A 21,125-nucleotide genomic window follows, 5' to 3' on the forward strand; every position below is an offset into this window, starting at 1 on the left:
CTAACTGCCTGAATTGACTATCCTGAATAGAGTGCAATGGGCCAACAGGAATGTCCGATGACTGCAGAAAACGAGCTGGAACAAACGCCAAAAATGAGTCTGCCGCTGCTGGCCGGTGGCGCGTTGGGCGTGGTGTTCGGGGATATCGGCACCAGCCCGCTGTATACCCTGAAAACCGTGCTTTATCTGTCTGGCGATGCGCCTTCCGCACCGGTGATCCTCGGCTTGTTGTCGCTGATTTTCTGGACGCTGGTGATAGTGACCTCGCTCAAATACGCCATGTTCGCCATGCGGATCGATAACCGCGGCGAGGGCGGCATCATGGCTTTGATGTCGCTGCTGGTCAGCAAGAAGAGCGCCCGGCCGATGGTGGTATTTGCCGGCTTGTTCGGCGCGGCGCTGATTTATGGCGATGGGGCGATCACCCCGGCGATCTCGGTATTGTCGGCGCTGGAAGGGTTGAACATTGTTCTGCCCGAATCGCAGCCCTATATTTTACCTGCGGCGGTGGTGATCCTGGTCAGCTTGTTCGCTATCCAACCGCTGGGCACTGCACGTATCGGCAAGGTGTTTGGTCCGATTATGGCGCTGTGGTTTTTCTCGATCGCCGTCCTGGGCGTTTGGGGAATTATCCAGCACCCTGCGGTGCTGATGGCGTTGAATCCTTTGTACGGCATTAACTTTCTGTTCTCAAACGGGGTGACCAGTTTTCTGGTTCTGGGCGGGGTGTTCCTCTGCGTCACCGGCGCAGAGGCGCTGTATGCCGACATGGGGCACTTTGGCAAAAGGCCAATCTGGCTTGCCTGGTTCGGCATCGTTTTCCCCAGCCTGTTGCTGAACTATGCCGGGCAGGCCGCGTTGATCCTCTCAGGCGCCGACGTGACCCAGAATATTTTCTTCCGCTTGTGCCCGCCGATAATGCAAATACCCTTGGTGATCCTGGCTACCCTTGCCACCATCATCGCCAGCCAGGCGATCATCAGCGGGGCTTTTTCCATGACTCGTCAGGCGATCCAGCTTGGCTGGTTGCCGCGCTTGCGGGTGAAGCAAACCACCGAAGAGAGCTACGGCCAAATTTACATCGGTGCCATCAACTGGTTGCTGATGGCGGTGACGGTCTTTCTGACGGTGTTCTTCAAATCCTCCGATAACCTTGCCGCCGCCTACGGCATCGCCGTTTCGCTCACCATGATCATGACCAGCGGTTTGCTGTTTGTGGCTATGCGCGAGGTGTGGCGCTGGGGGTTCACCGCCAGCCTGCTGGTTGCCGGTGGTTTTTTTATCGTCGATCTCAGCTTTTTGGTGGCTAACCTCAGCAAGGTGCTGCAAGGGGGTTATGTGCCGTTGCTGCTGGCCAGCCTGGTTTATGGCGTGATGCTGATCTGGCATCGCGGCGTGGCGGCGGCTTCACGCACGCTGGGTGAAAAGAGCATGCCGCTGGTGGATTTCCTGGCTCAGATCGAAGCGCAGGCCATTCCTCGGGTGCCGGGTACGGCGATATTTCTTACGCGCAATATGAATGGCACGCCGCCGGTGATGAAATGGCACGTCAAACGTAACGGCTCGCTGCACGCCGATGTATTGACGCTGAACATCATGATCGTGAACGAGCCGCGGGTGGCGAATGCCGAGCGGTTGGTGATGCGACAGCAGTCACCGGGTTTCTGGTGCGGCGTGGCCAGTTACGGCTTTATGGAACGGCCGAACATTCCCCGGTTATTGCACCATGCCGAGGCGCAGAAAACCGGGTTGAATTTTGACGACGCCACCTATTACCTGGGGCATGAAACCGTGGTGCGCCGCGAAGACGACAGCAGATTGCCGGCGTGGCAGCGCAGCATCTTTGCGTTGATGGTGCGTAACGGCATGCACGTGACGGATTATTACTATCTCCCGAGCGATCAGGTGGTGGAGATCAGCCGCCGGGTACCGGTGTGAAGGTCTGGCTATAGGTTACAAGCAACGGTTATTTAGCCACAGGCATCGCGCAGGCTATAGTGCGGTGGCGCAATGGGCGCGGCTTTGCTTTGAGGGTTTATGTCACTGTTTGATCTTACTGCTCTGGCTGCCGGTTTGCCGCAGGCATGGCGTTCCAGCATTCTGGGGCGCGTCGGTTCGGCCAATATCAAAGTGTTGCGAATGGATCAGCGCGCCATTGACGATGAGGTTCACGAATACCATGAGGCGCTGCTGGTGATCGAAGGCCAACTGAGGTTGGCGGTGCAGGGCGAAGAAATTACGGTGAACGCCGGGCAACTGTATCAGGCCGCTGCCGGCGTACCGCACCGCGTGTTGGCAGGCAGCCACGGCACGCTGGTGATTGTTGATTTACCCGAGGATTAATGCCCGCCGCCCAGCGCGGATAACGCCACGTTAACCGCCGCTAGCAGCCGTTCTTTTGTGACGCCGTCACGTGCTTGTATCGATAATCCGTGCAAAAAGACCGCGAAGTAGTCGCCCAGGCTATCGGCGTCGGTATCTGCCGGTAATTCCCCGTTTTTCACCGCCAGCTGCAACCGCTCAATAATGCCCTGGGTGCGCTGCAGGCGGTGTTCCGCCAGCCAGGTTTTGATGCCGCTGTTTTCAGCGCTGACGCTGGCGGCGGAAGAGACCACCATGCAACCCTGCGGCAGATCGCCACGGCTGTAGAGCGCCACCGCGTCTTCCAGCAGGCGCTGTATCGCCGCCCGCACGCCGTTTTCCTCACTGAAGGCGCGTTCGGCAAAACCGCCTTCATGGTTTTCGTAGCTGGCGATGGCTTCGCGGAACAGCAATTCCTTCGAACCGAACGCCTTGTAAATACGTGCTGAGGCGATACCCAGTTCGGCCACCAGATCTGACATCGAGGTGCCTTCGTATCCCTGGCGCCAAAAGAGATCCCGTGCCTTCAGTAATGCCTGTTCACGGTCGAATTCACGTGGTCTGCCTGCCATCGGTCGGCTCCTGTTTGCCTGTCATTCAGCGAGATAGGATCGCTTAAATCGCCCCTGACGCCAACGAATTTCTAAAATCTGCTTGCTGTAGGGGTCATTTGAGCCTATTGTTTGTCAATCGACAACCAATAGGAGTTTACGATGAAAACCTTGAAAGGTCCAAGCCTGCATCTTGCACAATTCAGTGACGATGCCGCACCCTTTAACAGCCTGCCCGCCATTGCACAATGGGCGGCGGAAACCGGTTTTAAAGCGCTGCAAATCCCCGCGTGGGATCGCCGCCTGTTCGATTTGGCCACCGCAGCGGAAAGCCAGACTTACTGTGATGAACTGATCGGCATGTTGGCCGACAAGGGGCTGGTGGTCAGTGAACTGACCACCCACATTTTTGGTCAGTTGATGGCGGTGCACCCGGCTTATGACGCGTTGTGCGACAGTTTTGCGCCACCGGTGCTGCACGGCAACCCGCAGGCACGCGGCGAATGGGCACGGCAACAACTGCTGTTGGCGGCCAAAGCCTCTGCGCGGCTGGGGCTGAGCGACATGGGCACCTTTTCCGGTTCGCTGGCATGGCCCTACCTGTTTCCGTTCCCGCAGCGCCCGGCCGGGTTGATCGAGACGGCGTTCGATGAGCTGGCGAAACGCTGGTTGCCGGTGCTCAATGCCTGCGACGAGCAGGGCGTGAACCTGTGTTATGAAATTCACCCCAGTGAAGACCTGCACGACGGCGTGACGTTTGAAATGTTTCACCAGCGCGTCGGCGGCCACCCGCGCTGCCAGATCCTGTTTGACCCGAGCCACTTCGTGCTGCAACAGCTGAACTACCTGGATTACATCGATATTTATAAAGATTTTATCCGCATGTTCCACGTCAAGGACGCCGAGTTCAACCCAACTGGCCGACAGGGCATTTATGGCGGTTACCAGTCGTGGACCGAACGCGCCGGGCGTTTCCGCTCGCTGGGCGACGGCCAGGTGGATTTCAAAGGTATTTTCTCCCGCTTGACGCAGCACGGCTACGCAGGTTGGGCGACGCTGGAATGGGAATGTTGCCTTAAGCACCCGCAGGACGGCGCCCGTGAAGGGGCGGCTTTTATCCGCGACCATATCATCAACGTCACCGACAAGGTGTTTGACGACTTTGCCGGCGCTCCGGTTGACCAGCAACAGATCAATACTTTGCTCGGCCTGCGCTGAGCCGCATTATTCCACTACGGAGAACACCCATGAAAATGCAAAATAACGGGTCCATGCTGAATGGACCTGAACCCGAACACGTCTATGCACGGGTCAACGGCAACCGTATTCACTGCGTCACCCTCGGCGAAGGCCGGCCGGTGTTGCTGATCCCTGGCTGGCCACAGACCTGGTATACCTGGCGTTATGTAATGCAGGCGCTGGCAGCGGCCGGTTTTAAGGCGATTGCGGTGGATCCGCCGGGCATCGGCGATTCTGATAAACCCACCGGCGGTTACGACACCGGCAGCGTCGCAGCCGTGCTGCATCAGACCATGCTGCAGCTTGGGCACCCGAGTTATTCGCTGGTCGGCCACGATATTGGCATGTGGATCGGCTATGCGCTGGCCAGCGACTATCCGCAGGCGGTGGAAAGGCTGGTACTGACCGAAGCGGTGATCCCTGGGTTGGCACCGGCACCGCCGATTTTTGTGTCACCGGACCAAAACATCTTCCTGTGGCATTTCATGTTCAACCAACTGGCGGATCTGCCGGAGGCGTTGACGCTGGGGCGTGAGAGGGAGTATCTCAGCTACATCTTTAACCGCTGGTCTTATCGCCGCGATCGGGTGGCCGCAGAAACCTATATTGCCGCTTATTCCGCACCGGGTAGTCTGCGCGCCGGTTTTGATTACTACCGCGCCATTCCCGAGACCGTGCGGCAAAACCAGCGGCGTGCCGAGACCCGGCTCGACATGCCGGTGATGACCATCGGCGCAGAACACGCCACTGGCGATGCGCCTTTTGTCACATTGCGGGATAACGCCGTGGATCTGCGGGGCGAGACGGTCGCCGGCTGCGGCCATTTTATTACCGAAGAGTGTCATGAGGCGTTTATCGCCCTGGTGGTGCCATTCCTGTCGGAGGCGCAGACCAATGCCGCTTGATACGCAAATCGCCCGTTTTCTGGCGGATACGGCAGGTGCGGCGGCACCCGGCTCCCTGGCCGAGATGCGCGCTGCCGCCGAGTCTGGGTTGTTGCAGTTGCAGGGCGAAGCTGAAGCCAGCGGCGGCGTGCGGGATTTTGCGATAACCGCCAACGACGGTCATGAGATCGTCATTCGCGCTTATCTTCCACAGGATGCGGCGACAGAACCTTTGCCGGCGATGCTGTACGCCCACGGCGGCGGTTGGTGCCTGGGCTCGTTGGCGCTGTATGATCGGCCTTGCCAGGCACTGGCCAATGCCACGGGCCGGTTGATCCTGTCGGTTGATTACCGGCTGGCGCCGGAGCATCCGTTCCCGCGGCCGCTGGAGGATTTTTACCAGGCATTGTGCGCCGTGGTTGAGCGGGCGGATGAACTGGGGATTATCGCCGGGCGCATCGCGGTTGGCGGCGACAGCGCAGGCGGCAATCTGGCGGCGGCCGTGGCGTTGCTGGCCCGCGACCGCGCAGGACCGCCGATCGAACATCAGCTGTTGCTGTATCCGGCGCTAAGCGGTGCAATGAATACCGCCAGTTATGACGACTACGCGCAGGGGTATTTCTTGACCCGGGAAGTGATGGCGTTTTGCTGGGCGACATATTTGGGTAAAGAGGGGAATACGCGTGCCCTTTACGCCGAGCCATTGCATGCAATAACCTTGGGGCGGTTGCCACCGGCGACCATTCTGAGCTGCGAATACGATCCGCTACGCGATGAGGCCGAGCAATATGCGCAACGATTGCGTGAGGACGGGGTGGCGGTGCGCTGCGAACGGTTGCCGGGCATGGTTCACGCCTGCATCCATATGCTGGGGTTAACCCCGGCGGCGCGGCTGCTGTTTGACAAGGCCGTTTAACCTTTTGTTAATGTACTGAATGCTGTGCCTGGTGTGACTAATGCCCCGCATTGCGGGGCATTGACGTTTTCGGCTGCGAGGGTTTAACGACCGGCGACGGTCACGAAACGGGTCTCCAGGTAAGACTCGATCGCCTCGCTGCCGCCTTCTGTGCCGTGACCGGAGTCTTTCACTCCGCCAAACGGCGTTTCAGGCAGGCCGAAACCGATATGATTGATGCTGAGCATGCCGCTTTCCACATCGCGCCCCAGCGCGCTTACCGTGGCGATGCTGCGGCTGTAGGCATAGGCCGCCAGACCGTAAGGCAGGCGGTTGGCCTCGGCTATCGCTTCCTCATAGGTGGCAAACGGACGCAGCAGGGCGACCGGGCCAAATGGCTCTTCAGACATCGCTCGCGCGCTCAGCGGGACGTCGCGCAGCACCGTTGGCTCAAAGAAGTTGCCGCTGCCCGGCAGAGTGTTACCGCCGGTGCTGACCTTGGCACCCTGGGCGATGGCGTCCTTCACGAAGGCATCGATGGCTGTGACGCTGCGTTCCAGCACCATTGGCCCCATGGTCACGCCTTCATCCAATCCGTTGCCCAGCTTGATGTCGTGTACCGCTGCGGTGAATTTCTCTACAAAGGCTTCATAGACGCCTTGCTGGATCAGGAAACGGGTCGGGGCGATACAGACCTGTCCGGCATTGCGGAACTTGGCCAGTGCCAGCTCTTTGGCGGCGGCGTCGAGATCGGCATCGTCAAAAATCAACACCGGCGCGTGGCCGCCCAGCTCCATGGTGGCCTTTTTCATATGCTGCCCGGCCAGCGCTGCCAGATGTTTGCCCACGCGGGTGGAACCGGTGAACGAGATCTTGCGAATGATCGGGTGCGGGATCAGGTATTCGGAGATATCCGCCGGGGTGCCGTACACCAGCGCGATCACGCCGGCCGGGATGCCTGCGTCGGCAAAGGCTCTGATCAGCTCTGCCGGTGAGGCCGGGGTTTCTTCCGGGCCTTTGATGATGATCGAGCAACCGGCGGCCAGCGCGGCGGACAGCTTGCGCACGATCTGGTTGATCGGGAAGTTCCAGGGTGTAAAGGCGGCAACCGGGCCGACCGGCAGCTTAAGGGTTTGCTGCTGAACATCGCGGCTGCGGGCAGGGATGATTTGGCCGTAGGTGCGGCTGGCTTCGCCGGCAAACCAGTCAATGACGTCTGCCGAGTTAAGGATCTCAACCTTGGCCTGCGCCACCGGTTTACCCTGTTCCTGCGTCATGATGGCGGCGATAGATTCTGCGCGCTCGCGCAGCAAGGCGGCGGCTTTACGCATCAGGATGGCACGCTGATAGGCGGAGGTGTCGCGCCAGAGTTTAAAACCGCGTTCGGTAGCGGCCAACGCCAGATCGAGATCGGCCTGTGCGGCGTGCGCCACGTTGCCAATGACCTCATCGGTAGCGGGGTTGGTAACCGGTATGGTTTTGCCGGCAACTGCGCTGCGCCATTGTCCGTCAATATAGAGTTGAGTATCTGGATACATTTTTGCCTCTTACTTTCAGGGAGTTAAACACCGTTTTCCCGCTCTGCGGCAGGATAATCAAACCCGCTGACGCCGATCAACAGGCACCGGGCGATGGGTAAAATACCCTACGCCGAATGAGCGCGATCGTCCAGGGAACCGCGTTGCGCACTACTCAAACGGCGTTGGTTTGACTATCATACAAGCCAGGTTCGGCCTTGATGCCGGGCGATTGCAGGAGATGGAGATAGAGTGCAGGGTGTTCCTCAGCAGTTCCCCTTCGAAAAAGATTGCGCGCAGTTCCGGCAGTTGCCGCAACTGCCGGGCGTAGAGCTTTACCACGCCCATATCGAGCGCTATGTCTTTGAACCCCATACCCACGATGCTTTCGCCATCGGCACCGTCGATGTCGGCGCCGAGCGTTTCCGTTATCGTGGCGCACAGCATCTGGCGGCACCGGGTTCGCTGGTGTTGATGAACCCGGACGAACTTCACACCGGGGAGGCGGAAACGGCCGGTGGCTGGAATTACCGCATGCTCTATCTTGAACCCCAGGTGCTGGAGTTGCTGTCCGGCGAGCAGGGGTTTTGGTTTACCGATGCGGTACGCCAGGATCCGCAGGCGGCGCGGCAATTATCGGCGACGCTGGCCGCACTGTGGCAAGCGCGGGATCCGATGACGATTGATGATCTGCTGCTGCAAGTGGTGACGATATTTCGCCCCCACGCACGTATTGCCCGGCCGCTGAAAGATGAGCCGGCGCACCGTTTCGACATCGTCAAAACCTACCTGCGCGATAACTTTTCCGCCGCTATTACGCTGGAACAGTTGGCGGCGCTGGTGTCGCTCAGCCCGTACCATTTTTTGCGCAAATTCAAAACCGAATACCATGTATCGCCTCAGCAGATGTTGATGGCGATCCGTCTTTCGCAAGCCAAGCTGATGCTGGGGCACGGCATGCCTGCCGCGCAGGTAGCCGCGGCGGCGGGGCTGACCGATCAGGCGCATTTAACCCGCGCTTTCGCCAACCGTTACGGCGTCACGCCAGTGCGCTATCAAAAGCAGGTCATGGCCCGCTAAGTATCGCCATTAATATAGGCTTGCAAGAATGCGGGGATGCCAAGGGAAGGTGACATTCAATTCTCTGACAGTTAGAGCATTACAGGATTAATTACCAGACGGACGTATTGGCAGAAAGCTAACGCTTCGCATCGAATTTTTAAAGATATTTATCTTTTTTGGCATTGATGTTTTGATGTTTATCGGGTAATAATTATCAAGATGACGTAATTTATATTTATTAGCGTTCTGACTAAAGCAGGTGGCTTATATTATCAACTAATTCACACTTGTTTTTATATGTGTTTTTTTGGCGAAATTTAATAATAACATTGACCAGGTTGATAATGAAGGCTGCAGCCACTTCTCCGGTTTGATTTAGGTCATGAAAACTGGTGGCTCCCTGGTGTTCTACCTAAGTAATTGATTTTACTTGTTGATTTAAATATAAAATAATGGAGGGTGTAAAGGGTGAAGATGCAGAACGTTATTGAATTATCGGTCACTTCGCTATTGTCGATTTTTATAATGACAACCCTACTTAATACATTGCATATTTCCTGGGGAGTTGTTGTAATCCCGGAAGGTTTGGATAGGGTACTGATACCCTTGTTCGTTTTGTATGGTTCAATAAAGTTGGCGGAATTGATTATAAAGCCAATTAAGTGGCTTTGGTTCAATAGTAAAAAATAGCTCATAAAATAAAACATCGAAAAGGAATATGATGATAATACTTACTTTAAAAGAACAACAGTTAATCAGCGGTAGCGGAGATGGAAACAATGGCGGGGACAAGGAAACTTACCGCGGCATTGGATATGGGGCTCAGGCTAATGGTTTTCAACCTAATCTTGCTGCTAAAAATTGTGGGTTATTTCAAGATTTATCAAATCCTTGTGTGGCTGCTATTGCCTCTGGCGCTATTGGCATCGCTGGAGCATTTGCTAGCCGAAATGGTGCAGGGATTGCGACGGCGATGGGTTCCGCAGCCATTGGTATTGGCGGAACCTGCAATAATAACTCTGGCAGAGACCCTGGAGTTCCATTTCGTTAAATGAAATTTTTATCACTATCACAACAGCCTCTGTATCGTGGGTACAGAGGTTGTTGTTTACGCTTTGACCGGCATTGATAATCCCCATAACCAGATCGTGCCATGACCCGCTAAAACAGCAACCTGCTACAATATTGCCACCATGGATTGCGCTACGCTGCCCCTGAAATGTATTCACGGGTTGATGGAGTCATTATGTTTGTTGGCGTGTTATTTGCCCTCTCGGCCGGGCTGATGTGGGGGCTGATTTTTGTCGGCCCGGTATTGATCCCCGAATATCCTGCGGCGTTACAATCCACCGGGCGCTACCTGGCCTTCGGCCTGATCGCCTTGCCGTTGGCGTGGCTCGATCGCCGCCGGTTGCGAAAGCTGCAGCGTAAAGACTGGCTTGAAGCGCTCAAACTGACGGCGATCGGCAACCTGCTGTATTACCTGTGCCTGGCCAGCGCCATTCAACGCACCGGGGCGCCGGTTTCCACCATGATTATCGGCACGCTGCCGGTGGTGATTTCGGTCACTGCCAACCTGTTCTACAGCCGGCATGACGGGCGGCTTTCCTGGCGGAAGTTAACGCCGGCGCTGGTGTTGATCGCCTGCGGGCTGGCATTCGTCAACGTCGCCGAACTGAAGGGCAATACGGCACCGCTCGATCTCTGGCGCTATATCAGCGGCCTGGGGCTGGCGTTGTTGGCGGTGGCCTGCTGGACCTGGTTCCCGCTGCGCAATGCCCGCTGGCTGCGGGAAAATCCGGACCAAAGGCCAGCCACCTGGGCGACGGCGCAGGGGGTAGTCACCTTGCCGCTGGCGTTGGCGGGTTACCTGTTGGTTTGCGGCCAGTTGGCTTTCACTCAGCCGGGATTCGCGCTGCCGTTTGGGCCAAGGCCGGACGTGTTTGTCCCGTTGATGATTGCCATCGGCATGCTGTGTTCGTGGATTGGCGCGCTGTGCTGGAATGAGGCGAGCCAGCGCTTGCCGACGGTGTTGGTGGGGCCGCTGATCGTCTTCGAAATTCTGGCGGGGCTGGTCTACACCTTCATGCTGCGCCAAACGTGGCCGCCGCTGTTGACGCTGTGCGGCATCGCCTGCCTGATGATCGGGGTGGTGTATGCGATGCGTATCAAGCCGCAGCCGGTAGTAGTGCAGTTGGCAGAGAAAGAGTGACGCCTGCCGCGAAGGCGGCAGGCAGTGAACCCCTTAACGTTTACTGTGGTGAATGATCTCTTCGGCCACGTTGCGCGGCGCTTCGGCGTAGTGGCTGAACTCCATGGTGTAAGTCGCGCGGCCCTGGGACATCGAGCGCAGGGTGGTTGAGTAACCAAACATCTCGGACAGCGGCACCTTGGCGCGGATCTCCTTGCCGCCGCCACCGGGGATATCCTCCATGCCTTGCACCAGACCGCGCCGCGACGACAGGTCGCCCATCACGCTGCCGGCATAGTCTTCCGGCGTTTCCACTTCTACCGCCATGATCGGCTCCAGGATCACCGGGTCAGCCTCACGGCAGGCGTCTCTAAAACCAAAGATCGCCGCCATACGGAAGGCTTGTTCAGAGGAGTCGACGTCATGGTATGAGCCGAAGGTCAGATGCACCTTGACGTCAACCATCTGATAGCCGGCCAGCACGCCGTTATTCAGCGCCTCCAGCACGCCTTTTTTCACCGCAGGAATATATTCGCCCGGGATCACGCCGCCTTTGATTTCATCGAAGAACTCGAAGCCTTTGCCCGGTTCGTTCGGTTCCACCGTTAACACCACGTGGCCATATTGGCCTTTGCCGCCGGACTGCCGCACAAATTTACCCTCCACGTCGACCACGCGTTTGCGGATGGTTTCGCGGTAAGACACCTGCGGTTTACCGGTGGTGGTGGCGACGCCAAATTCACGGCGCATGCGGTCGACGATAATTTCCAGGTGCAGCTCGCCCATGCCGTAAATAATGGTCTGACCGGAGTCTTCATCGGTGCGTACGCGGAACGACGGATCCTCGGAGGTGAGGCGCTGCAGCGCGATGCCCATTTTTTCCTGGTCGGCTTTGGTTTTCGGTTCAATCGCCTGCGCAATCACCGGTTCCGGGAACACCATTTTCTCCAGCGTGATAATGGCGCCAGGATCGCACAGGGTGTCGCCGGTGGTGACGTCTTTCAGCCCCACGCAGGCGGCGATATCGCCGGCGTGCAGTTCTTCGACCTCTTTGCGGTCGTTGGCGTGCATCTGCACGATGCGGCCAATGCGCTCTTTCTTGTCTTTGATCGGGTTATAAACGCTGTTGCCCTTGGCCAGCACGCCGGAATACACCCGCACGAAGGTCAGTTGGCCCACGAAGGGATCGGTCATCAGCTTGAACGCCAGCGCCGAGAATTTTTCGTCGTCGGCGGCCCGGCGGATGATGATATTGTCGTGCTCGTCATGGCCTTCCATCGGCGGCACGTCAAGCGGCGAGGGCATCAGTTCGATCACCGCGTCGAGCATGCGCTGCACGCCCTTGTTGCGGAAGGCCGAGCCGCACAGCATCGGCTGGATCTCACCGGCTATAGTGCGCAGGCGCAGGCCGCGAACAATCTCTTCTTCGCTCAGCGGTTGCTGGTTGAGGTATTTGTCCATCAGCTCTTCCGAGCCTTCGGCGGCAGCTTCGATCATTTTATCCCGCCATTCTTGTGCGGAATCGCGCAGCTCGGCCGGGATCTCTTCAAAGCTGAAACTCATGCCCTGCGAAGCTTCGTCCCACAGGATGGCCTTCATGCGCACCAAATCCACTACGCCGGTGAAGTGTTCTTCGGCGCCAATCGGGATGACGATCGGCACCGGATTGGCTTTCAAACGTTCGATCATCATTTTGCGCACGCGGAAGAAGTCGGCTCCGACGCGGTCCATCTTGTTGACGAACGCCAGCCGCGGCACCTTGTATTTATTGGCTTGCCGCCAGACGGTTTCAGACTGTGGCTGCACGCCGCCCACCGAGTCATAGACCATGACCGCGCCGTCCAGCACGCGCATTGAGCGCTCGACCTCGATGGTAAAGTCAACGTGCCCCGGGGTATCGATAATATTGATGCGGTGCTGCGGATAATTATGCTGCATGCCGTTCCAGAAGCAGGTGGTCGCCGCCGAGGTAATGGTGATGCCGCGCTCTTGTTCCTGCGCCATCCAGTCCATGGTGGCCGCACCGTCGTGCACTTCACCCAGCTTGTGACTGACCCCGGTGTAAAACAGAATCCGCTCGGTAGTGGTGGTTTTGCCGGCATCAATGTGCGCCGAGATGCCGATATTGCGGTAGCGTTCGATAGGGGTAGTACGTGCCATAATTAACCTTTCTTAGCCGCGTTAAAGAAGGGCGGCTTAAATAGCATGAATAATTATGATAATCCTCAATGGGTTACCTTCTGGACCTTCAACTGAATGAACCGGTCACAGAATAATCGTAGTTGATGAAGGGGGATTTACTAAGCAATGGCTGCGATAGGTGGAGCCTGAATGTTCGGGACGGCGAGCCGCCCCGGAAGGTTACCCGGCAAAGATATGCGCCTGCCCGATAATGTTCAGGCTGACGTGAGAACCAGCGCGGATACCTTCGCGACTGACGGTTTTTATTTCGATAGCGGCGTCGCTGCCGCTCATTCGCAGGTTTAGGGTCGAGACAAAACCGGCGAAGTCGATGCTGGTGACCACCGCCTGGCCCTGCTGCGCCGGTTCGGACAGGCTGATTTGGATTTGTTCCGGACGCAGCATGATGCGGGCAGGCCCTTGGCGGTGGCGATCGTCCACCGCAATCCGCCCCAGCACGCAATCGGCCCAGCCTTGTTCAAGTTTGGCCGAAAGCACCAAGGTTTCCCCCAGGAAAGTGGCGGTCGGCTCATCTACCGGCCGCAGATAGAGATCCTGCGGCGGGCCGACCTGTGCCAGCCGGCCATTGCGCATGACGGCGACCTGATCGGCAAACGACAACGCTTCCGTCTGATCGTGGGTCACCAGAATTGACGCCACCCTGGCTTCCGCCAGCAGTTCCGCCACCGCTTTGCGGGTGGCGGCGCGCAGGCCGGTATCCAGGGCGGAGAAGGGCTCGTCCAACAGCATCAGCTTGGGTTGCTGAGACAGCGCGCGCGCCAGCGCCACCCGCTGCTGTTGCCCGCCGGAAAGCTCATGCGGCCACAGTGCGCCCAGCCGCCGATCCAGCGCCACCATGTCCATCAGCGCATCAACTCGCTGCTGCTTGTCGCGCTTGCTGCCCTTCAGGCCGAAACCGATATTCCCGGCCACGGTAAAGTGCGGAAACAGCGCGCCGTCCTGCGGTACAAAGCCAATGCCGCGCAGGTGCGCCGGTACCCAACCGCTGCCGTTGGCCATAGGCAGGCCCTGCAAGATGACCTGACCGCTGTCCGGTATTTCAAAGCCGGCGATAATGCGCAGCAAGGTGGTTTTTCCCGAGCCGGAAGGGCCGACAATCGCGGTGCGGCTGCCCTGTGCCACCTGCAAATCCACGTGTTCCAGGACCTTGACCGAATTATAGGACTTACCGATACCCTGCAGTTGAAGCGTACTCATAATCCCGCCGTGCGTTTAGATTGAGAATAAAGAAGCCAGGTCAATGGCAACGATAACGCCACCATAATCAGTGCGTAAGGGGCGGCCGCCACGTAGTCGATCTCGCTGGTCAGCGCCCAGAAGCCAGTCGCCAGCGTGCGGGTTCCGTTCGGCGCCAGCAGCAGCGTTGCGGTCAGCTCATTGGTTATCGCCATAAACACCAGGGCGGCACCGGCAGCCGCGCCGGGTGCGGCCAGCCGCAAAGTGGTACTCCACAAGGCCTGCGCCGGCGAGCGGCCAAGGCTGCGCGCCACGTTTTCCAGCTCCACCGGTGCCTGGGCAATGCCGGCGCGCAGGTTGATCAACGCCCGGGGCATAAACATCAACAAATAGGCCAGCAGCAGCGTGATTTCAGTCTGATAAATCGGCCGGAAACCGTGAATGGTAATGGTCACCAACGCCAGCGCCACCACGATGCCGGGCAGCGAACTGGTGACGTAATTGCAGCCTTCCAGCAGGCGATACAGCCGCGCCGGATAACGAACCGACAGCCAGGCCATCGGAATGGCGCACAGCGTGATCAGCAGTGCGCCGCTGGCGGCCAGCGACAGCGTTTGCAGCAACGCAGGCAGTAACTCGGCATTGCGCCAGACCTCGATTCCGCCCAGAGTCAGCCAACGGGTCAGGGTGATAAAGGGCACGCCCAATGCCAGCGCGGTAAGGCTCAATGGCAGTAACAGGGCCAGCAGGGTTACCGCCGGGCCCAGGCGATAGGGCGTTTGGCTGCGGGCACTGCCGGAGCCGACGCGGGCATAGCGAGCACGGCCGCGGCTGGCGGCCTCCAGCAGCAGTAAACCCAGGCAGCACAGTACCAGCACCCCGGCCAGCATATTGGCTGCCGGGCCGTTAAAGGTGGACTGGAACTGATCGAAAATGGCGGTGGTGAAGGTGTCAAAACGGATCATCGCGTACAGGCCGTACTCCGCCAGCAGATGCAGCGCGATCAGGAGTGAGCCGCCCCAGGTCGCCAGTTTGAGCTGCGGTAACACCACGCGGAAAAACACCGCCAACGGCCGGGTACCGAGCGAAGTCGCTACGTCTTCAATGCCGGGATCCAGGCGGCGCAGCACCGCTGCGGCCGGCAGGTAAATAAACGGGAAGTAGGCAATGACTGAAATAAAGATCCCGGCTCCCAGCCCATGCATCGAAGGCACCAGGCTGATCCAGGCATAGCTTTGCACGAATGCCGGAACCGCCAGCGGCGCAGTGGCCAGCAGCGACCAGATGCGGCGGCCCGGCAGCGTGGTGCGCTCCGTCAGCCAGGCCAGCGTGACCCCCAGAATGGCACAAATTGGCAGCGTGAATACCACCAGTAACAGGGTATTAAGCAACAGTTCTGCCACCCGGGGGCGGAATACCAGAGCTTTTACCGTTTGCCAGCCGGTTTCAAACGCCACGCTGACGACAAACCCCAGCGGCAACAGGGCCAACAGGGAGAGTAAAAGGGCGGCCGCCACGATAAACAGCCCCGGCCGCTGGTGCCGCCGGGTGGTGGTGTAACGCGTCGTGGCGCCGCTGGCGTTGAGGCCAATATTCGACATAGGGTAAAAGCTCTCTAAAACCGGCTTACAGCAGCCCGGCCTCGGTCATCAGTTCAACCACTTTTTTACCGTTCAGCTGTGAAGCGTCGATTTGCGGCGCGTCCAGTTCTTTCAGCGGCACCAGCTTAGGATTGGAAGCCGCGTTCACGCCTACCGCATATTCGAAGGCGTTATTGGTACGCAGAATGTCCTGGCCGTTTTTGCCGGTGATCCACTTCACGAAGGCCTGAGCCTGCTGCTGGTGCTTGCTGGATGCCAGCACGCCGCCGCCGGAGGTGCTGACGAACGCGCCCGGATCCTGGTGTTTGAAGTAATAGAGTTTGACGTTTTTGCTGTTTTCGCCGGTCTTGGCACCGTCGACGAACGGATAATAGTGATAGATCACGCCGCTGTCGATTTGGCCGGCATTGACCGCTTTCATCACCGTGCTGTTGCCCTTATAAGCGGTGAAGTTGGTTTTCATCGCTTTCAGCCATTCCAGCGTGGCTTTTTCGCCTTTCAGCTCCAGCAGCGCGCTGACGATCGCCTGGAAATCTGCGCCAGACGGCGAAGCGGCCCAACGGCCTTTCCATTCCGGCTTGGCCAGATCCAGCAGCGATTTAGGCAATTGCGCTTCGGTCAGTTTCGCCGGGTTGTAGACGAATACGGTTGAGCGGGCGGCGATGCCGATCCAGCGGCCATGCTGTGGGCGGTACTGCGGTTCGACCTGCGCCAGTGTCGCTGCATCCAGTGGGGCAAACAGCTTGGCGTTGTCCACCAACACCATCGCCGGGGAGTTCTCCGTCAGAAAAACGTCGGCGGGGGACGCGCTGCCTTCCTGCACCAATTGGTTGCCCAACTCGCTGTCACCGCCGTTACGCAGGGTGACTTTGATGCCGGTGTCCTTGGTGAAGCCGTCTACCCAGGATTTCACCAGGTTTTCGTGCTGGGCGTTATAAATAACGATGCCGTCATCGGCAGGGGCCGCATTAACGGAAAACGCCAGCATCATCGATGAGGCGAGCAGGGCAACGGGGCCCAGAGAAGAAAGACGCAGCTTCATACTGTTATCCTTTTTAGAGGTCGAAGAAGAAAAGCGAATATCGCCTGGCGAGCGCAAGCAGGCCCGATTGTAGCCAAGAACATTAATAATGATAGTGAAAACGATTCGTATTAAATTATTTTTTGAATCCGCTCATTAATTAACTCTTCCTAAGGAAAAATTAAGCTTCAGCCTGAATACTCTGAGCTGATTGTCTAATGTCGACAGAATTCATGCAGTTGACAATATCCCCTCACGCGCTCGCCTTCTCAGGATCCGTCATCTCACTCTCAAACCAGTCTGCCAGTTGCGCTACCGCGTGGCCGTGATTGCCGTCGGGGTTGCTGACAAAATAATGCGCAGCGCCCGGCAGCGAGTACCCGAACGGTGCCATCAGCAGGCCACTCTCCAGCGCATGCTGCACCATCAGTTGGCTGGCGATAACCGCCCCCTGGCCGGCGATTGCCGCCTGAATGGCGTGGGCCTCGTCGGTAAAGCGCGGGCCGGTATCGACCGCCAGCGCCGTCGGGCCAAACTCGCTGCGCCAACGCGGCCAGTCTGGGGGCGGTTGCGGCACCTGGCGGCCATCGATGTGTATCAGCGTGGTCTGCGACAGATCCGAGATTGAAGCGACATTCAACTGCGGGCTGACGACCAGCACGAAGCGGTCCCGTTGCAGCAATCGCGGCGACAGCAGCTCATCCGGCTTGTTGCCGTAGCGGATCGCCACATCAATCTGTTTGCTGCGCAAATCCACAATGCGGTCATCGGCGTGCAACCGCAGGTCGAGGGCGGGAAACTGCTGCATCAGCGCCGGCAAACGCGGCACCAGCCAGTGGGTGATCAGCGCCGTGGTGGCAGATAACGTCAACACCGCCGGCCGATGGCGTTCACCGATATTTTCCACCGCCGCCTGCAGCAGGTTGAACGCCCGAGCGCTGGCCTGTTGCAGGATCTTGCCGTCATCGGTCAATGCCACCTTGCGCGGCGTTCTTTCAAATACGCTGACGCCCAGCAGGCTTTCCAGCAGCCGAATTTGGTGGCTGATGGCCGTCGGCGAAACGCCAATTTCTTCAGCGGCCAGTTTAAAACTCTGCAGTCTGGCGACCGCGTCAAAAGCCCGTAATGCCCCCAGGGGCGGCAGTTTTCTTTTCATGATGAGTTATTTTCATCTTTGGCTGAGAACTATGACTTTGAATTGCCGAATGGTGGCAGGTTATTTTCTGTATGCAGGTTAGCAGATGAAAATTACTCAGCCAAATAACCAGGAGATAACCATGTCCGCATCATCGGTAAAACAGCTTCGTCTGGTGATCACCACCGAAGATTTTGATAACGCCCTGGCTTTCTACCGCGATCGGCTGGGGTTGACCCAGGTCGATGCGGTGCCGCCAGACAGCGGCAGGGTAGCGATCCTCGAGGCGGGCAAGGCCACGCTTGAGCTGGTGGAACCTTCCACCGCCGCCTATATCGACCAGATCGAAGTGGGAGAGCGCGTCTCCGGTTGGGTCAGGGTGGCATTTGAGGTGACCGATATTGCCGCGACCACGACCAGTCTGGTGCAGGGCGGCGCGCAGGTGCTGTCCGAGCCACGGGTTACGCCCTTCAATTCGATCAATAATCGGCTGGAAGCGCCGGCCGGATTGCAACTGACGCTGTTCCAGCCGCTGTAAGCCCATGCCTGCCATCATGGCGGGTATTTATTTGATAATGAAAGAAATTCATCACGTCTTTTGGTTATGAGTTATCAAGCAGTTGGTGCATTTTCCGGTGTTGCCGGTGAACCGCAAGGCGGTAGAAAAATACGGCAGAAACTGGACGCAGCCGCAGAATTTCGTTAGTAACGGCGCTTTCCGGTTAACGTAGTGGGGGGTTAACGAAAAAGTGATGGTGGGGCGTAACACCCAGTATTGGGACAACACCCATACGGTGCTTAACCCGTGTGTTGCATCCATCGATTGAACTCACAGCGTTATACAAATGAGTAATCTTGCCTTTTGTTCTTGTTCTCACTTCATTTGTGCTGGTTACTCAATGTTTCTGAACATGCTGCATTGGGAAAGTTAAATCAAAACTTCTCCACCTTATTAGCACTACGCATGAAATCAACAAACGCACGCAGCTTGCCTGGCATGTGTTTACGATGCGGGTAGTAAAGATGAAACGCATCGTCCGCGCCGCTGTGCTGCTTCAATATCTGACTAAGCGTGCCGTTTTCTAATTCTTGCTTCGCAAAGTCCTCGAAAACGAAACCGATTCCTTGGCCTTGTATTGCCGCATCTAGAACGGATCTCATCTCGTCAAATATAAAACGCCCTTGAACATCGATTTGAACCCTGTGCCTCCCATCATCAAACTCCCACTCAAAGAATCTTCCGCTAACTGAATACCGCTGGCGAATGCAGTTTTGTTTCAACAGTTGCTCCAGCGTCTGTGGCTCAGCCCGCTTACTGAAGTAATCCGGCGCAGCCACCACAATTCTTTTTTGTGCCGCTCCCAACTGTACTGCGACCATGTCGTTTTGCACTCTTTTCCCCATGCGTATGCCGATATCGAAACCGGCATTAACGATATCGCTAAGTTGGTTATCCAGTGATACTTCAACATTAATCAGCGGGAATTTTTCAATGAAGGCGGTTAAATGCGGTTCGATCAAGATGCGGTAGGCAACGTACGAAGAGTTGAGGCGCACTGTGCCAGATGGTTGATCGGTCGCGAGCAAGGCTTGTGACAAGGAGTCTCTGATCAAAGCAAGCGCAGGTGCTAATGCTGCGTTCAATGACGCGCCGGCCTCGGTCAGGCTGACACTGCGTGTTGTGCGATTGAATAGGCGCACATTGAGTTGCGCTTCCACACTTTTGATAGTGCGTGATACCGCAGTTGGCGTGACGCCGATTTCTGCGGCGGCGCGAGCGAAGTTCAAATGTCTAGCTGCAGCCTCGAAAGTCAAAAGACCGGGAAGATGCACCGGCGGTAAAGGAAGCGAACCCTCTATGCCCTCAGCGCGGGTCGGGCCCTGCATTATGACTTTTTTGCTCATACTGTATCCACACCTATGACTATTTACGTCATTATCATTGATCTCCATAGTTAATACAGCAAGGAGTTTCATCCGGCATAACAGTTATCACTAGGAATCACAATGACACTCAACAACCCATCAACGGATCTTTTCATTCCAATGACTTTAGGAGCCTTATCTCTGGCTAACCGTATTGTCATGGCCTCGTTAACGCGTAGCCGCATGGGGCCAGATGGCGTACCCAACGAAATGCACGCTCGTTACTACGCACAGCGTGCCAGCGCCGGTCTGATCATTAGTGAAGCGACCAATATTTCCGCGCAGGCGCGGGGGTATGCATTGACGCCAGGTATCTGGACTGAAGAGCAAGTAGCAGGCTGGAAACTGGTAACAGATGCGGTGCATGCCGCTGGTGGTCTTATTGTTTGCCAACTGTGGCATGTGGGACGCTTCTCGCATGTGGACCTGCAGCCCGATGGCATGGCGCCGGTAGCGCCATCCGCGATTAGGGCAGAAGGGCAGACCTACACCGAAATCGGAATGATGGATGTCTCCATGCCGCGAGCACTGGAAATATCCGAGCTTCCAGGCATCATCGAGCAATACCGACACGCCGCCGCATGCGCAAAACGTGCCGGCTTTGATGGTGTTGAAGTGCACTCTGCCAATAGCTATTTGCTCGATCAGTTCCTGCGCGATTCTACCAATCAGCGAACCGACCAATATGGTGGTTCGATTGAGAATCGTGCACGACTCACGTTGGAAGTAACCGCCGCAGTCGTCGAGGTATGGGGTCATGACCGCGTTGGTATTCGTCTCTCTCCCGTGACGCCAGATGCGGGCAACACGCCTTTGGATAGCCAGGTAATGCAAACCTATGGCTATCTGATTGAGCAACTGAATCGCTTCCAGCTCGCTTATATGCATTTTGTCGAGGGCGCAACAGCTACGTCGCGCGTCGTGCCTGAAAACGTAGATCTCGATGCATTACGTGCGCGTTTCAAAGGACCCTACATAGGCAACAACAATTACGACCTTGAACTGGCCGTTACTCGTCGCGCTGAAGGCAAGGTTGATGCAGTGGCATTTGGCCGTCCGTTCATTGCCAATCCAGATTTGGTGCATCGTTTGCAAAATGACGCTGAACTTGCCATCGCGCCACGCGAAACCTATTACGGCAACGGTGCAAAAGGTTACACCGATTGGCCTGCGCTAGCCGAGTAAGCCTACTGGCAACTAATAAAAGGCCGGCTGGTGGCTCGGCCATTGCAAAACCAAGCTTCAAAAGTTGGGGTCTTGGGCCCCAGCAGTGGATGCCGCTGCGGAGGGGGCTGGGGGTGATCTCTATGCCAGCCAAAAGTGGCAGGTTTTTTACCTCGACTCGAATTAATCATCAGGAGTAC

At 57.3% G+C, this 21,125-nt stretch carries 18 protein-coding genes and 1 pseudogene; 11 read left to right on the plus strand and 8 right to left on the minus strand.

Annotated features, from left to right (window positions below):
- Positions 1–57 precede the first annotated feature (57 nt).
- Entirely contained in the window at positions 58–1,938 is a 1,881-nt protein-coding gene (locus tag D4100_RS01130; protein ID WP_119802642.1) for a potassium transporter Kup, read from the plus strand.
- 99 nt (positions 1,939–2,037) lie between these two features.
- Positions 2,038–2,343 carry a cupin domain-containing protein gene (locus D4100_RS01135; RefSeq protein WP_006319653.1) on the plus strand — a complete coding sequence of 102 codons (306 nt, stop codon included), beginning with the start codon at positions 2,038–2,040 and terminating at the stop codon, positions 2,341–2,343.
- Here the strand turns inward: D4100_RS01135 and D4100_RS01140 are convergent.
- Entirely contained in the window at positions 2,340–2,933 is a 594-nt protein-coding gene (locus D4100_RS01140; RefSeq protein WP_006319654.1) for a TetR/AcrR family transcriptional regulator, read from the minus strand. The genes D4100_RS01135 and D4100_RS01140 overlap by 4 nt on opposite strands.
- 141 nt (positions 2,934–3,074) lie before the next feature.
- Here D4100_RS01140 and D4100_RS01145 point away from each other — a divergent pair, with 141 nt between their 5' ends.
- The 3 genes from D4100_RS01145 to D4100_RS01155 are packed head-to-tail and all read left to right on the plus strand — an operon-like array spanning position 3,075 to position 5,951.
- Positions 3,075–4,130, plus strand: a complete 1,056-nt coding sequence (locus D4100_RS01145; protein WP_119802644.1) for a sugar phosphate isomerase/epimerase family protein — start codon at positions 3,075–3,077, stop codon at positions 4,128–4,130.
- 29 nt (positions 4,131–4,159) lie between these two features.
- A complete protein-coding gene (locus D4100_RS01150; protein ID WP_119802646.1) occupies positions 4,160–5,056 on the plus strand; it encodes an alpha/beta fold hydrolase in 897 nt (298 codons plus the stop codon).
- A complete protein-coding gene (locus tag D4100_RS01155; protein ID WP_006319657.1) occupies positions 5,046–5,951 on the plus strand; it encodes an alpha/beta hydrolase in 906 nt (301 codons plus the stop codon). Before D4100_RS01150 ends, D4100_RS01155 begins: the two co-directional genes overlap by 11 nt.
- An 83-nt stretch (positions 5,952–6,034) precedes the next feature.
- Here D4100_RS01155 and D4100_RS01160 read toward each other — a convergent pair whose 3' ends face one another.
- Entirely contained in the window at positions 6,035–7,468 is a 1,434-nt protein-coding gene (locus D4100_RS01160) for an NAD-dependent succinate-semialdehyde dehydrogenase (protein WP_119802648.1), read from the minus strand.
- A 231-nt stretch (positions 7,469–7,699) separates the two neighbouring features.
- Between D4100_RS01160 and D4100_RS01165 the strand changes: the two genes are divergently transcribed.
- The 3 genes from D4100_RS01165 (at position 7,700) to D4100_RS01180 (ending at position 10,721) form a co-directional block, all read left to right on the plus strand.
- Positions 7,700–8,527, plus strand: coding sequence for an AraC family transcriptional regulator (locus D4100_RS01165; protein ID WP_006319659.1), 828 nt, complete (start codon positions 7,700–7,702; stop codon positions 8,525–8,527).
- A 700-nt stretch (positions 8,528–9,227) separates the two neighbouring features.
- Complete coding sequence (locus D4100_RS01175; RefSeq protein ID WP_119802650.1) at positions 9,228–9,560, plus strand: hypothetical protein; 333 nt, start codon at positions 9,228–9,230, stop codon at positions 9,558–9,560.
- Between the two features lie 195 nt (positions 9,561–9,755).
- On the plus strand, positions 9,756–10,721 hold the full coding sequence (locus D4100_RS01180; RefSeq protein ID WP_119802652.1) for a DMT family transporter: 966 nt from the start codon (positions 9,756–9,758) through the stop codon (positions 10,719–10,721).
- Between the two features lie 33 nt (positions 10,722–10,754).
- Here D4100_RS01180 and fusA read toward each other — a convergent pair whose 3' ends face one another.
- The 5 genes from fusA to D4100_RS01205 all read right to left on the minus strand — a co-directional run bounded on the left by fusA (position 10,755) and on the right by D4100_RS01205 (position 17,856).
- Complete coding sequence (fusA, locus tag D4100_RS01185) at positions 10,755–12,860, minus strand: elongation factor G (protein ID WP_119802654.1); 2,106 nt, start codon at positions 12,858–12,860, stop codon at positions 10,755–10,757.
- Positions 12,861–13,061: 201 nt separating this feature from the next.
- Complete coding sequence (locus tag D4100_RS01190) at positions 13,062–14,099, minus strand: ABC transporter ATP-binding protein (protein ID WP_119802656.1); 1,038 nt, start codon at positions 14,097–14,099, stop codon at positions 13,062–13,064.
- Positions 14,096–15,679, minus strand: a complete 1,584-nt coding sequence (locus tag D4100_RS01195; protein ID WP_119802658.1) for an ABC transporter permease — start codon at positions 15,677–15,679, stop codon at positions 14,096–14,098. The genes D4100_RS01190 and D4100_RS01195 overlap by 4 nt, the downstream gene beginning before the upstream one ends.
- Positions 15,680–15,704: 25 nt before the next feature.
- Complete coding sequence (locus D4100_RS01200) at positions 15,705–16,721, minus strand: iron ABC transporter substrate-binding protein (RefSeq protein ID WP_119802660.1); 1,017 nt, start codon at positions 16,719–16,721, stop codon at positions 15,705–15,707.
- Positions 16,722–16,953: 232 nt separating this feature from the next.
- Positions 16,954–17,856, minus strand: a complete 903-nt coding sequence (locus D4100_RS01205) for a LysR substrate-binding domain-containing protein (RefSeq protein WP_119802662.1) — start codon at positions 17,854–17,856, stop codon at positions 16,954–16,956.
- Positions 17,857–17,977: 121 nt separating this feature from the next.
- On the opposite strand from D4100_RS01205, the gene D4100_RS01210 reads away from it, so the two are divergent.
- Together D4100_RS01210 and D4100_RS25860 are read left to right on the plus strand one after the other, a co-directional pair.
- Positions 17,978–18,373, plus strand: a complete 396-nt coding sequence (locus D4100_RS01210; RefSeq protein ID WP_119802664.1) for a VOC family protein — start codon at positions 17,978–17,980, stop codon at positions 18,371–18,373.
- 70 nt (positions 18,374–18,443) lie between these two features.
- A pseudogene (locus D4100_RS25860) lies at positions 18,444–18,638 on the plus strand (oligopeptide ABC transporter substrate-binding protein OppA); the annotation flags it as partial.
- 130 nt (positions 18,639–18,768) lie between these two features.
- Here D4100_RS25860 and D4100_RS01220 read toward each other — a convergent pair.
- Entirely contained in the window at positions 18,769–19,740 is a 972-nt protein-coding gene (locus D4100_RS01220) for a LysR family transcriptional regulator (RefSeq protein WP_006319669.1), read from the minus strand.
- 102 nt (positions 19,741–19,842) lie between these two features.
- On the opposite strand from D4100_RS01220, the gene D4100_RS01225 reads away from it, so the two are divergent.
- Complete coding sequence (locus D4100_RS01225) at positions 19,843–20,946, plus strand: alkene reductase (protein ID WP_119802666.1); 1,104 nt, start codon at positions 19,843–19,845, stop codon at positions 20,944–20,946.
- Positions 20,947–21,125 lie beyond the last annotated feature (179 nt).

This window comes from Serratia inhibens (assembly GCF_003591175.1).
Lineage (GTDB): Bacteria > Pseudomonadota > Gammaproteobacteria > Enterobacterales > Enterobacteriaceae > Serratia > Serratia inhibens.